This is a genomic window from Paenarthrobacter sp. NPDC089307, from assembly GCF_040685055.1.
GTDB lineage: Bacteria > Actinomycetota > Actinomycetes > Actinomycetales > Micrococcaceae > Arthrobacter.
In genome coordinates this window covers 162,710-176,480 of the sequence record NZ_JBFBHE010000008.1, presented here as the reverse complement: position 1 = coordinate 176,480, position 13,771 = coordinate 162,710, and the positions used below count along the sequence as shown (strand labels likewise).

Sequence of the window (13,771 nt, the reverse complement as noted above, 5' to 3'; positions counted from 1 at the left end):
TTTCTCATTGTCAGTGGGAACGTAGGTTGGGCGCGGTCAACGGCACGGGAAGTGCGCTCCAGCGCACCTAACGCAATCAGCGCCGTCCGATACCGACCAGGAACCGCGCCCATGTCAGCCACGCCATAACTAAACCTCTTCCTCCCCCTCGATCCGGGACCGTCGCCGAATTTGCATTATCCAGTGACCTGTCCGGTCACCCAGCGCCGTTGCATCGGACATCGCCGAGCCGCCAGGCGGCTCAGACATACGCCACCGCCCGGCGACTCGTTACGCGGGCGCAACGACCGCTCAGATGCTACCGAGCTCTCTGTCAAACTTCATTAGCCCCCTGGCCGGGGGACTTCGGCCCGGCTAGGCGCCGTCATCAGCCCCCGGGAGAGGCTCCCGCCGCTCAGGCAGCTTAATCCACTAGTGTTCCAGACCACATATAATATATAGTGGATTAAAACCTAAGGGTCGGCCTGGAGGCAGCCATATAGTGCTGGTATTCACGGACGAGACGGTCTCCCTTGGCCCCACTATGAGTGCGAAGAGGTGCTCCGTTGGTTGAAACCATTAGTAGATGCGTCGAGAGCGGGCGAAGCCGAGACGCTTTGCTGCCCACTCGGGCATCGCCCTTGGCGAACGTTTCGCGACCAACAATTCAAATTCGTTCATCAAAAAATCAAAGCGGTCCAATGGCCGCTCGGGTGTACACAATCAAGTGAGGACAAAGATGTTCAAACCAATTCGCAACGCAGCACTCGCGGGTGTCGTGGTCTCGGCTTTCGTTCTGACGGCCTGCTCGGCTGCCAGTGGCACAGGCAGCACGAGCGGAGACACGATCACCATTGGGGCGCCGTTGTCGACCACCGGACCTGCTGGCGGCGCAGGCGTGGAAATTCGCGACGGTGCGAAGCTCGCGATCAAGCAGCTCAACGATGCGGGCGGCATCAATGGAAAGAAGGTGGCACTGAACCTCCAGGACCCTGGCGGGGACCCGGCAAAAACGGTTCAGCTCGCCACCCCAATGATGCGCGACCAGAACACGGTGGCCCTGCTCGGCCCCCTTCTGACGCCGGAGATCAGCGCGCTCTACAATCTGGCCCCGCAGAACAAGATCGCCATGGTCCCTCCGGCGTCCGCCGGTGTGGTCACTGGAGCCGAGAACGGCCACTTCAACGACTATACGTTCCGCTTGAACCAGCCGTACACTCCGCTAGCCAAGCCGTTGATGGCGAAGGCTTTGGAGCAAATCCATGCGCACCGGGTCGCTGTGCTCTTCGTCAGTGACAACCCTATATACGCCGGGATGGGCAAGGCATTCGGTGAAGGTGCGAAGGCCGCGGGCGCCGAGGTCCAGCTCGTCCCGCTGCCACAGGCGACAACTGACTTCACTTCTATCGTCTCGGCGATCGCTCCCGGCACCGACGGCATAGTTTTGGCGTTGGCTCCAGAACTCGCCGGCGCCTCCGCCATGGCGATTCGCGGGGCGGGCATCAAGGCAGATTTTATTGGTGACACGTCGGTGCTTGGGGCGGACGTTTGGAAGGGCTCCCACGGTGCCTCCCTCGGCACTCTCGCGTATAGTCCGTACTTGCGAGATGCGTCATCTCAGTCCAAAGCGTTCGCCGAAGCCTTCCAGAAGGAGTACAACCACGAGCCCGGCCTGTTCTCGGCCCTTGGCTATGACGCCATCAAGATGGTCGCCACCGCCGCGAGCGGGGCTAAGGACGTTACTCGCGAGAGCGTGCAAAAGGGACTGTCCACACTAGAGGATTTCCCCGCCGTCACCGGCACACTCAGCTACGACGGTAGCGGTGACGTAAAACGCGCGGCGCTCCCCTTCGTGCGGGTGGGCGAAGGTGGTGCTCTTGAACAGATCGGTTCATTGGAGCCGGAGAACGCGAAGTAGCGGTAATGGGGACTTACGCGACTTCACCCCAGGATGTGCCACTGCTCGACGTCGTTGGGGCCAAACTCAGCTTCGGAGGAGTGCAAGCGCTCCAGGGCATGGACCTGCGGCTCACGTACGGCGAATCAGCTGCGCTCATCGGCCCCAATGGGTCCGGAAAGAGCACCCTGGTCAACGTAATCACACGAATGATCAACCTTGAAGGCGGGGCGGTGAAGCTAGGCGGGACGGACGTCACGAATGTGAAGCCGCACGAACTGATCGGCCACGGCGTCGCCCGTTCATTCCAGCATGTGCGCCTCATTCCGGAGCTCACGCTGCGCGAGAACGTAGAACTTGGCGTAGCTCACGCCGATCTAAAACGCCAGTTCGGCGAGATCAGGACATGGTTCGGCCTCGGCACGAACCGACACGTGTCAGCCGCGGCGCGCGAGGCACTCGGTCTCGTTGAGGTGCCAGAGCGCGTCCGGGATCTGCTGCCGACACAGGTTTCCTTCGCAATGCAGCGCCTCACCGAGATTGCACGAGCACTGATCACCCGACCGAGACTGCTGCTACTCGATGAGCCGGTCGCCGGCATGAATCCGGCCGAAGTGGAGGACTTCCGCGGGACTCTGCGGCGGATCAATGAATCCGGATGCGCCGTCCTGCTGATCGAGCACAACATCGACTTCGTGATGAAAGCCGTGACGAACATCACTGTGATCAACCGCGGCAAGCGCATCGCTTATGGGACCGTAGACGAGGTGCGCCGGGACCCGCGGGTGATCGAGGCCTATCTCGGAGTGCGCCATCGAGTAGATGGGGTAGGTGATGTGCGATGACTGCGCAGAAATATTTTGAGGTGACCAACCTGTCGGTCGATTACGGCGCTGTGCGCGCCGTGGACGACATCTCGTTCGAGGTTCCGCAGGGCACTGCGGTGGCCCTGCTCGGCGCGAATGGCGCGGGGAAGTCCTCACTCATGCAGGCTATTCTCGGGCTGGTCAAACACAAGGGCACGGTCACTCTCAACGAGAGGAATCTTTCCGCTCTGCGTCCCGAATCCCGGGCGATGGCGGGACTCTCCTCGGTCCCCGAAGGGCGCCAGATGTTTGGCCGTCTCACGGTGCGGGAGAACCTGCTGCTCGGGGCTGCTCTCGGCAGACGCTCGGCCCAGAAGCGGCTCGACGAGGTTCTGCAGCGCTTCCCGAATATAGCTGGACGACTAGGCGACTCCGCGTCCCTCCTGAGCGGTGGTGAGCAACAGATGGTCGCCGTCGGGCGGGCGCTGATCACCGAACCGAAGGTGCTGCTCATGGACGAGCCGTCGCTGGGCCTCGCGCCGCTGCTCATCGAGGAAATCTTCCGTGTGATCGGTGAGCTGCGCGATGCGGGCACCACGATCCTGCTGGTGGAGCAGAACGCAACCATGGCGCTCGAGGTGGCCGACTTCGCCTACGTGCTCCGCACGGGCCGGTTGGTTGCCGGCGGAACCGCTGAGGAGATCACCGCGCGGACGGACATCGCAGACGCTTACTTAGGGGGTGGCGAGTAATGGACAGAATACTCGAGCAATTGGTCAATGGTCTGACGATCGGGAGCACGTACGCGCTCGTGGCACTCGGAGTCGTACTCATCTTCTCGATTCTTGATGTGATGAGTCTCGCACAAGGTGAGCTCTTCTTGGCCTCGGGCTACATCGGGCTGGTGTGGACGCTGGGTCTGACGGGCAACATCTGGCTCGCCATACTCGCGGTCATCGTCAGTTCGGTGCTACTCGGAGCGCTGGTTGAGCGGGTGGTCGTGCGACCGACGCTCAAGGGCGGGCACATGGCGACGCTGATCTCGACGGTGGGCGTGGGGATTATCCTCACAAACCTCATCGTCGTGCTGTTCGGCCCGTACAACCAGCCGGTGCCGAACGCCGCGGTCGTCGGCGCCTGGCATCTCGGCCCGGTGTCACTGCGTCCAATCGACCTGATCGCACTTGCCGTCCTGGCTGCCGGGTTCTTCGGATTGACCTTTATAGTGCAGAAGACGCGACTGGGAGTCGCGATCCGTGCGACCGCAGAGAATCCGCAGGTTGCAGCGACGTTCGGCATCCGGGTCAACCGGATGCGGTCGCTCACTTTCGTCATCGGCACGGCGTTGGCTGGACTCGCGGCGGTGATCCTGGCGCTGAAGTTTGGAGTCCTCACTCCGGTGCTTGGACTCGACTTCACGTTGAAGGCCCTGATCGTCACGATCATCGGCGGGACGGGCAGGATCGCTGGGGCTGTGATCGCCGCCTTCGGACTGGGCATCGTCGAAGCCATAACGACCCAGTTCCTCGGCGCCGACTGGGTCAGCCTCGTCGGCTACACAGTGCTCTTGCTGTTCATCATGTTGCTTCCGGAGGGCATATTCCGGTCCCGAGTCAGAAGGGCGGGCTGATCATGCACGTCGATCTTGAACTTCTCACAATCCTGTTCGCGGTCAATGCCATCGGCGCGCTGGGATTTTACGTCACGTTTACGAGCGGGCAGTTCTCGCTCGCGCACGGTGCAATGTATGCAATCGGCGGCTACGCAGGAGCGTACGTGACCACCGCCCTCGGATGGCACTTCCTTCTAGCGATCGTCTCGGGCTTTGCATGCTCTGCCATCATTGGCGGCGTGTTGGCTCGCCTGCTCGCCGGCGTTCGCGGGTTGTACTTCGGCGTGGCGACCCTAGCTTTCGGCGTGGTCGTCGTGGAGGCGATCAAGAGGATTCCCGCACTCGGCGGTCCGTTCGGCCTAGCGGGCGTGCCGATCTTCACTAATCTGCCCGTGTCAATCGTGGCTCTGGTCCTTGTCGGGCTCGTTGCCTTGAAACTCGACCGCTCGCCGCTGTACGTCGCACATGCAGCAACGCGTATCGACCAGGAGGCCGCTCTTGTGATGGGGATCGATGTGAAGCGCACTCGAGGCGTTGCCTTCGCCATGGGCGGCGGGATCACGGGGATCGCTGGCGTCCTCTACGCCGGTTCCACCTCGGTCGTTTCCCCGGATCTGGGCAGTTTTCATATGAGCCTCGCATTCCTGTTGATGGTGGTCATCGGCGGGGCGAACTCGTGGAGGGGCCCGATTCTAGGGGCCGCGATCTGGACTGTACTCCCGGAGGTTTTCCGTTCAACTGACGAGCTGCGGATGGTGTTGTTCGGGGTCGCTGCCATCGTGATCGTGGTCTGGCGGCCGCAGGGGATCATCCCTCGGCGAATCTTCCGAGCCAAAGCGGACGTGGCGAAGATCCCTGCGATTTCCGCGACGGTCTGAGCGGGCGAAGGAGGATGGGAGCCGGAGCCCCATCCTCCACAGCCCGCGTTGGGTCCGAGGACGATCTCGCAGCGTCCGCGGTGGCGATGAGCTTTTGAGACGCCCATGCTTTCAATTTAGTAATCTTATATCAAATATGTTATATAACATATCGCTGTTCGACGTGGTTGGTGAACCTCCGAAAGGACTAGGCCGGCAACGTCGGAAGAAAAGATGGAGTGGTTCATATGCAAAATTGTCCCGGTTGGTATTGCTCAGCATCGGTTGCAGCATCGGTAGCCTTCGGTAGGAAGGTGGGGCGATGAATGTGGTGCCAGCCACGACGCGTGCTGCGGTGCTGACAGAGTACGGGGCGAATACCCAGGTATGGGATCTACCCATTCCCGACCTGGATCCGCGCGGGATCCTGGTCACCGTCGAGGCTGCAACAATGTGCGGCTCGGACGTGCACCTTAGTCAGGGCGCTCTCTCCGACCCCAAAGCCGTCTTTCACACGGAGTTGCCACTGGTGTTGGGGCACGAGATCGTGGGGCGAGTGGCCAAGCTCGGTTCGGATCGCGTTGTCGACGGTCTGAACCGGCCATTGAAGGAGGGCGACCTGATCGCTTTTACCTATGCGCGATGTCGGTCATGCTTTTGGTGCTCGGTGGCCCACCAGCCCACCCTTTGTGAGAACTCGGTCAACTATGGATATGGGCCAGTCGACGAGTTCCCCTATCTGACTGGGGGGTACTCGGAATACGCGTACGTGATGCCGGGATGCGGGGTGGTCAAGGTGCCGGAAGGTCTGGACCCGGCACTTGCGGCGTCGGCTACATGCGCGTTCCGCACGGTGGTACACGGGTTCGAGCGAGTCGGTCAACTCAAGTCGACTGACACTGTGGTGATTCAGGGTAGTGGCCCCATAGGTCTTTTCGCGGTGGCATATGCAGTTCAAATGGGGGTGCGACGGACTATCGTCATCGGTGGTCCGGCGGACCGTCTTGCTCTTGCGCAAAGGTGGGGCGCAGACGCGGTCATGGATTTCACTGAGGTCGGCATCGAGGAGAGGCGCGTTCGGGTCCTGGAGGCGACCGAGGGGAGGGGGGCCGACGTCGTCCTAGAGTGCAGTGGTGCCCGAGGGGCGATGGAGGAGGGCGTGGGTCTTGCTCGTCGGGGAGGGAAGTATCTTCTGCTTGGTGTCGGTGCCCCGGAGAAGGCTCGAATTGATGTCACTGATCTCGTGATTCGCGAAATCACGGTGCTCGGCAGCGCCGGCGGCGATGTCGATCACTACTACCAGGCACTGCAATTCTTGGCCGATTATGGTGACCGGTTTCCCTTCGAGGCCATACTTGGCAACAGGTACGGGCTTGAAGACGTCGGAAGTGCCTTAGCTGCAATGAAGAACGCGACAGAGATCAAGCCGGTGATCATCCCGGCTAAATGACTCCCTGACGGACGAAGAAAGCGATTGTCAGGGTCCGCCCGGCCGCTACCGCATTCCCGAGGGCGCAGGCGTCCTGAGGCGCGTAAGTAGCTGGGCATCTCTGCGCACTTGGGTCAGGAGGAGAAATTCGTCGTCAAGCTCGCGGCGCGTGGTCCTGACGAGTTCCCTCTAATAGCCCTCCCCGAGAGGTCCTGTCGAGGGGGTATGTGAGGCGCGCGCCGTAAATATATTATTCCGCAACTTTGTGTCGTGCTGTCTGGTCGCTTGAAATATCTGCGAACGCCGACGGTGACCGCTGTCGGTAACGTTCAGCCTTAGCCACTCTTGGCAGCATTCATGCAATCCCGCTAAATTGAATTCAGGAGTCATCACGATGAGCACTGTGAAGAGCACCACCCGTAGAGTCGGCTTCGTTGGCGCCCAAGGACATGTCGTCCCGCGACAGGGCGACTACATTCCTATCCTCAATCCGGCAACGGGCACAATTATCGCCGAAGCGTATGAGGCCACCAAGCAGGATGTGGATGAGATCGTTGCTTCTGCGAAGTCGACCCAGCAAAATATTTGGCGGTCAACGCCGCCAGATGTCCGGGGCCAGCTTCTTCGGGCGTGGGCCAGCAAGGTGAAGGAACATCGCCAGGAGTTGGCCGAACTCGATTCAGAAGACGTAGGCCATCTTCGGAAGGAGACACTCGGCGACATCGATACCTGTGCTCGCATTCTTGAGTATTACGCCGGAATGGCCGACAAGCTAGAATCGCGTTCATTCGCCCGGTACCCGGGGCGCGTCGCCTACGGCATGGACGAGCCTTACGGTGTGGTCGCTGGAGTGAACCCGTACAACGCGAACACAGTCTTCGTTGCCTTTAAGGTAGCTCCCGCGATCGTCGCAGGCAACGCTATCGTGCTGAAGGCCCCAGAATTGGCTCCACTGTCGACGTTCCGTCTAGTGGAGTTAGCGCTTGAGGCGGGACTGCCGCAGGGTTTGGTAAACGTAATCACGGGCCGAGGTGGCGTGGTGGGCCCACTACTCACAGAGCACCCGGGCATCGGCATGGTAGCGTTCACCGGAAGTTTGGAGGCTGGGCGGTCGGTTATTCGACAGTCGGCAAAGCAGATCATTCCGGTGGGTCTCGAACTGGGCGGCAAGAGTCCTGTTATCCTCCTGGAGGACGCCGACCTTGACCTTGCACTTCCACTGATCGCGCACTCGAACTTCGTCAAAAGCGGTCAGAGCTGCGTCGCTGGTTCTCGAGTCTTCGTTCCAGAAGCACTCTACGTGGAGGTCTGCACAAGGTTCGCTTCGATCGCCCGCAATCTTCGCGTCGGCAATCCTTCCTCTTCTCACTCCCAGATGGGAAGCCTGATCAGCCAGAAGCACCGCAGTTTCGTTGACTCGCTGGTACATTCCGCCGTGTCAAACGGGGCCAAGCTTTTAGCCGGCGGTGCGGTGGTAGAGCCCGATGGCCTCACTGGCGGTGCATTTTACAGTCCAACGGTTCTGGCCGATGTCGAGGACAACAACCCAGCCGCCCGAACAGAGGCCTTCGGTCCCATGGCGTGTTTGCTCCCTTATGCAAATGTTGACGAGGTTCTCCGCCGCGCTAACGACTCGAAACTGGGCCTGTCGGCACAGGTATGGGGCAACAATGCCGCGCAGATTCAGTTGCTAACAGACGGTCTGGAGGTCGGCACGGTATGGGTCAACACCTACCGCGCGCTTCACGCCACCGTTCCTTTTGGGGGCTATAAGCAGAGCGGTTACGGCCGGGAGAACGGGTATGAGGCCATAAGGCTCTACACGCGTTCCAAGGCAGTCGTATGGGATTTGACTACAGAACGATCAAACCCATACAAGTGAAACGCAATTCGATGAATTCAAACGGCAGAGCATCGGAATCCCGCATCAGTTACTGCTGGATCGTGGCCGGAGCGGAGGCCATTCATGGCGGTCCCCCACTGCAGGCTTCCTGCTGTGGGGTGAAACCGTGCGGAATTATCAGTTGGGTAGTTGCCGAGAGGCCCAGTTAGCTTGAGTTGCTTTCCGTATGCTGGCTGGGAAGATGAGGTCGTGGTGAATCGTTCTGGTCGGGTTTGAATGTGAGGAAGAGTCGGAATTGAAGCTCCGATTGGGGACATCATTACGAAGAGATCCAGGGGATGTGGAGGTCAGTCCGCTTGAGCTCTTCTTTGACCTTGTGTTTGTCTTCGCGATCATGCAGCTGTCGCTCTATTTACTCGAGCACCTGACCTGGACCGGCATTGCCCAGACCGGGGTGCTCTACATTGCGGTGTTCACGGTGTGGTCGTACACCACCTGGGCGGGGACGCTGACGGATCCTGCCCGGGGTCCGGTTCGGGCGATGCTCCTCGGCGCAATGCTGCTCGGATTGTTCATGAACGTGTCCATCGCATCGGCCTTCGACACTTCGGGCTGGTTATTCGTCACCACGTACCTGGTCATGCAGATTGGTCGGACGTTGTGGCTATTGAGTGCTGGCCTGGACACCGTCATGCATCAACACTTCCAGCGAACCCTAGTCTGGTTGGTTGCGTCCGGGCCGCTGTGGACCGTCGGTGCCGTCGTCGAAAGCGGTCCCCGCCTGATTCTCTGGAGCATTGCCACGGTGGTCGACCTGATCGGCATGCTCGCGGCCCACCCGCTGGCTGGTAAAAGAGTGCGCACGGAGAAAACTGCCTTTCCTGTCGCACATCAGTTCGAGCGTGCACGGCTATTCTTCATCATCGCGTTGGGCGAAACGGTAATGACGACCGGCTCTGCCATCACGCACGCCCCACTAGGGCCGATGACACTTTTCGTCGGCGCCGTCGCCCTCACCGGGACGATTACTCTGTGGTGGGTATACTTCGGGCGATCCGAGGGCGCGGCCCGGGCGCGGGTAAACTTCGACCAAGATCCCGTAAAAACGACCAGGTACGCAAATTACTCGTTGATGGCAATGGTCGCGGGACTGCTGGCGATCGCCGTGGGGGATGAGCTAGTCATTGCCCACCCGGCCGGAGAAGCAGAACCGTCAACGAATGCGCTGCTTTACGGCGGCCCATTCCTGTTTTTCGCGGCTCAGTCGTGGTACATGCGGGTTGCTATGAACGAACTTCCGCGCTCCCGACCCATGGCGATGATGGCATTGGTTGTGCTTACGGCAGCGACATGGCAGGCCCCACCGTACCTCGCAGCTGTCGCTGCCATGGTAGTAATCCTTGCCGTCGCGGTCGCCGACGCCCGTCGCAGCTCGGAGGAGACGGACAAGTCCCATTCTTCCGTCTCCTAGTAGTAGCCATGAAGCGCGTCGGCAGACCAGCCTCCGCCCAGCGATGGTCTGACAGCGATCGCGTGTAGCCTCAACACCAAACCACGCAAAACACGGGGCTGGAAGACTCCGGCGAAGCACTGGACGAACAGCTACCATCAGCTCGACGACCCGGTGTTGCGACGACCGGTTGGAACCGTCCAATGCAACTCTGCCCCTTCCGTGGTCTGGTCAAGGACCTGGACATGCGCTCCTCGATGGGCCGCGCCGGAGTGCAAAGGTAGCGACTGACGGGAAGATCGCAATGCATCCCAGCGACGGGTTCGCTGCCGGGTGCTGGGTAAGGTGTGCTTATCAGAGGCAAGGGCGAATAGCCTGAGCACGACGACGGTTAGAGCCGCTTCGGCGGTGATAGTGATCTGTGCCTGAGGCCAGGCTACACGCCCTCTGATGGTATAGGTACCAGCCAGCAACGCCACCGATCATAGCTTGCAGCCCAACAGCCCAGACCGGGCTAGCTAGCGTTCGCAGAGGAATGCGCGGGGACGGCCAGCGTGATGACTGCTGGGTTGAAGGCCATTAATAAGGGAGGCGTTGAACGCTTCAATGCAGGACCAGGCTGAGTGGAGTGATGCTTTGGGCTGCGGCACCGATGCAGTTTCCTGCCCAGAACAGCGGAACCCCAGCACCCAGGCGATCTCCAAGGCAGGATGGGAGCCGCTAGGTGGTGATGGTTGAGACGGTATTGTCGCGGGCGATCATTTTTCGATGCGGGCGATGCCACTGAAGCATGTGCTCGTTGTTCCGCCAACCCAGACCGTCCCTTCAGGATCGGCGGTGACCGTGATGTCTCCTGCCCTGCCAAGCCGGGTGCCCTGGGAAACCTTGTAGATGTGCGGGGCTGCCCCCGTGCCCGTAAGCCACTGCCCGACCGAGGCGTTCATGGACCCGCGGACTGGGTCCTCGGCAACGCCTACTCCGGGCGCGAATGTGCGCATTTCGAACGCATACTTCAAGCCTTCTGGAAACGCACCGATTGCGCCGACCATCGCGTCGGGGATTTGCGTCAGGTCGGGTTCAAGGTCAAGGACCTCCTGCGCCGTAGCGAGTCGAATGACCGCCCAGCCGGGGCCGTTGTCCACCCACTGGTGGCTAAGCACCTGGTCTTGACGGATGCCGAACGCGCGGACGATGCGGGCCAAATAGTCGTCCTCCAGTTCACCCGTCCGAATGGTGGCCGGGGCGGCAAAAGATAAAATCCGTTTCTGCGCTGCACGTCGATCAGGCCGGCGCTACATTCCTGAACGATCCGGTCCGCCCGCCTCGGAATTCCGCCAAAATTGCCGCTACTGGTCAACGCCCTAAGCGGATGACGGGCGTTGGTCATGGCCGAGACGGGCAGCGGGCGGACACCGGGGCCAAAGCCAAGCGGGTCGAAGCCATCGCAGCGGACCAAGTTAGTCGAAGTAGTGCCGTTCGCTGCCAATTAACCAATCGTTCATTCAGCGACGTTCAGGGCCATCAGGCCAGAAGTGTTCTCGGCGTCCACGGGGCGAAGGGTGGTCCCGACAGCCGCGTTTTTGCTTGCTTTGTTCTCTCACCAGAGGGTTTAACCGGCGCGATGGTGCGGGTGGGGGAAGACCGTTCATTGCAAGAACTGCGATAAGGCAGATCCCTGTACCGATGAGGGAACCCACCGTGAATGCCTGGGGGCCGCGGATGGCCGGGAGCTGCGCCGCTGAAGACACCAACGCGAAGATGGCTGTTCCGGTAGCGAAACCCAGGAGCCTAAGACGCTTCCAATTAGAGGCCGTGTAGTGAGACCGGCTACTACCGTGGGCGCAATGACAAGGTACGCGGCTCCGCCACCTACCCCGAAGGAGCACGCACGCCGGCGAGGTTTCCCATGAGGAGGAAGGCTCCGGCCGGGACGAAACTAATTCCCCAAAGAGCAACGCCTGCGCCAGCGGCCCTCCGGGCGCCAAGAAGGCGTTGGCCCGTTCCCAAAGGGCGCCCCTGTGGCAAGGCCGAAGGGATGTGGCGACGGAGGGAAGCACGGAGTCCGCGGTCGTCATTCCAGAGATGGAAGGAAGTCCCATTTGCGGGGCGCTGAGGCCATACATCGTCCCGATGCGGAGCATGAGAAGGAAAACTGACACCCTGATCCGATATGTGGGGGTGGTCTTCATGGCTTCCTTCTCACTCTCGTTCATGGATTCTCTCGTGGGCCTCCACGAGACCAGCGCGGGAATTGGTCAGCCGTGCGATGTCGCCGGCAGGAAGGTCAGGTTGACACCGTTGCTCTGGCTGGCCTGGTGGTACCAGTGCGTACCGGGGAGGGTTAGCCCTGGGTCATCGCTTCGTCAGACCTACCGGAATGTTCTGTGGTTTCCCCAAAGACCGGCGAGACCGGGGATTCGTAAGGTGAACGGCATCACACTATAAGCCGGAGTCGCCATGAAACTCGTCTCATACTTCCTCGACGGAGTCCTCCATCCTGCAGCTCTAGTGCAAAGCGAATGGCTGCAGCCGATTGCCCCTTTGCTGTTAGCCGCAGGGCACCACGTTCGGGACATGACCGAAGTGCTGGAACATCTTAATAATCTCCCACAGCTTCTCGCCCAGGCTAACCCAGCCGAGCGCATCCCCGCTGAATCGGTCAGACTCGGTCCGCCCCTGCCCCGACCAACCAATATCGTCGCTGTCGGACTGAATTACCCCGGCCACATTCTCCCTGGCACCCCAATTGACGCCTCACCCCGGCGCCCCGTTGTCTTCTTGAAATCCACCACCAGTATTGCGGGGCCCTCTGACCCGATCATCCGGCCCGCCGGTTCCGTGGCGTTGGACTACGAGTTGGAAATCGGCGTAGTCATCGGCACGTCTGGGCGTCGGATTTCTCGGGCCGATGCTTGGGCGCATGTCGCTGGCCTCGTTGCCGTCAACGACATCACCGCAAGAGATATTGCCCTCGGTGACAGTCATATCCATCCGCTGCTTGCCCAAATCGCCCGCGGAAAGAGCGCACCCAGCTTTTGTCCTCTCGGCCCTTGGATCCTTACTCGCGATGAGCTCGACTACGACGCTGGTATGGAGATGGTCCTGACAGTTAACGGAAGCCCGCGCCAAAGGGCCAACAGTCGGGACATGTTGGTGCCCATCCCCGACTTGCTTCACGACCTTAGCTCCTCAATGGACCTAGCCCGCGGGGACCTGGTGCTAACAGGCTCACCTGCCGGATGCGGAGTCCAGCAACACCCACCGTCGTTCCTTGCGCCCGGGGATGTCATCGAAGCCGAGATCGAAGGCTTGGGACGCCTAAAGAATACGGCTATTAACGCACCTGCATTCCACTAATGCTCCGTCGCTGCGTGCATGACATCCAACGAACCACCGGTTCCTCCGACCAACCCTTACCCCTTCGAACACACGAGGAGACTCCATGACCACTTCAACGATTCGCCCATTGCCAATAAACCCTGAAACGCTTGCTCCCCCTGCCGGCCACTTCGACCGTGCCATCAGGATCGGCAACTGGCTGTCCATTTCCGGCACCTCCGCTCTCACCAACCTGACCGGCGAGATTGAAGACCGTATTCTTCCGGAAAGCTTCAGAGACCAAGCCAACGCCACGTTCGACAACATCGAAGCCGTACTCGCCTCCGTGGGAGGGACGCTGGCAGACATTTACGACTTCCGTGTAACTCTGGCTGACGGCGCGGACTTCGGGGAGCTCAACGACATTTTCCGCGAGCGACTTCCAGAACGAGGCTTCACCGGCCATGGTTTCGTGGCCGGCTTCCTTGCACCCGGGATGAAGATCGAAATCGCCGCCAGCGCGTACCTGCATTCCTAGTATCCAGCTCTACCACACCACCCATTCCGACAAAGGAAGCAC

The 13,771-nt window shown here is 60.6% G+C and carries 11 protein-coding genes; 10 read left to right on the top strand and 1 reads right to left on the bottom strand.

Annotated elements, in window-relative coordinates:
• Positions 1 to 565 precede the first annotated feature (565 nt).
• From AB0N72_RS19365 to AB0N72_RS19330, 8 genes are all read left to right on the top strand, one after another.
• Complete coding sequence (locus tag AB0N72_RS19365) at positions 566 to 1,897, top strand: ABC transporter substrate-binding protein (RefSeq protein WP_363934106.1); 1,332 nt, start codon at positions 566 to 568, stop codon at positions 1,895 to 1,897.
• Between the two features lie 5 nt (positions 1,898 to 1,902).
• Entirely contained in the window at positions 1,903 to 2,721 is an 819-nt protein-coding gene (locus tag AB0N72_RS19360) for an ATP-binding cassette domain-containing protein (RefSeq protein ID WP_363934104.1), read from the top strand.
• Positions 2,718 to 3,434: an ABC transporter ATP-binding protein gene (locus AB0N72_RS19355; RefSeq protein ID WP_363934102.1), complete on the top strand. Its 717-nt coding sequence runs from the start codon at positions 2,718 to 2,720 to the stop codon at positions 3,432 to 3,434. The genes AB0N72_RS19360 and AB0N72_RS19355 overlap by 4 nt, the downstream gene beginning before the upstream one ends.
• On the top strand, positions 3,434 to 4,312 hold the full coding sequence (locus AB0N72_RS19350; RefSeq protein ID WP_363934101.1) for a branched-chain amino acid ABC transporter permease: 879 nt from the start codon (positions 3,434 to 3,436) through the stop codon (positions 4,310 to 4,312). Before AB0N72_RS19355 ends, AB0N72_RS19350 begins: the two co-directional genes overlap by 1 nt.
• Positions 4,313 to 4,314: 2 nt before the next feature.
• Positions 4,315 to 5,172, top strand: coding sequence for a branched-chain amino acid ABC transporter permease (locus AB0N72_RS19345; RefSeq protein ID WP_363934099.1), 858 nt, complete (start codon positions 4,315 to 4,317; stop codon positions 5,170 to 5,172).
• A 301-nt stretch (positions 5,173 to 5,473) separates the two neighbouring features.
• Positions 5,474 to 6,601, top strand: a complete 1,128-nt coding sequence (locus AB0N72_RS19340; RefSeq protein ID WP_363934097.1) for a zinc-binding dehydrogenase — start codon at positions 5,474 to 5,476, stop codon at positions 6,599 to 6,601.
• A gap of 373 nt (positions 6,602 to 6,974) precedes the next feature.
• Positions 6,975 to 8,462 (top strand): aldehyde dehydrogenase family protein, encoded by a 1,488-nt coding sequence (locus AB0N72_RS19335; protein ID WP_363934095.1) that lies wholly within the window; start codon positions 6,975 to 6,977, stop codon positions 8,460 to 8,462.
• A 256-nt stretch (positions 8,463 to 8,718) separates the two neighbouring features.
• Entirely contained in the window at positions 8,719 to 9,894 is a 1,176-nt protein-coding gene (locus AB0N72_RS19330; protein WP_363934093.1) for a low temperature requirement protein A, read from the top strand.
• 737 nt (positions 9,895 to 10,631) lie between these two features.
• Here the strand turns inward: AB0N72_RS19330 and AB0N72_RS19325 are convergent.
• Positions 10,632 to 11,090, bottom strand: a complete 459-nt coding sequence (locus AB0N72_RS19325; protein ID WP_363934172.1) for a PhzF family phenazine biosynthesis protein — start codon at positions 11,088 to 11,090, stop codon at positions 10,632 to 10,634.
• 1,240 nt (positions 11,091 to 12,330) lie between these two features.
• On the opposite strand from AB0N72_RS19325, the gene AB0N72_RS19320 reads away from it, so the two are divergent.
• Together AB0N72_RS19320 and AB0N72_RS19315 are read left to right on the top strand one after the other, a co-directional pair.
• Positions 12,331 to 13,230, top strand: coding sequence for a fumarylacetoacetate hydrolase family protein (locus tag AB0N72_RS19320; protein ID WP_363934091.1), 900 nt, complete (start codon positions 12,331 to 12,333; stop codon positions 13,228 to 13,230).
• A gap of 85 nt (positions 13,231 to 13,315) precedes the next feature.
• Positions 13,316 to 13,729, top strand: coding sequence for a RidA family protein (locus AB0N72_RS19315; RefSeq protein ID WP_363934089.1), 414 nt, complete (start codon positions 13,316 to 13,318; stop codon positions 13,727 to 13,729).
• Positions 13,730 to 13,771: the final 42 nt, after the last annotated feature.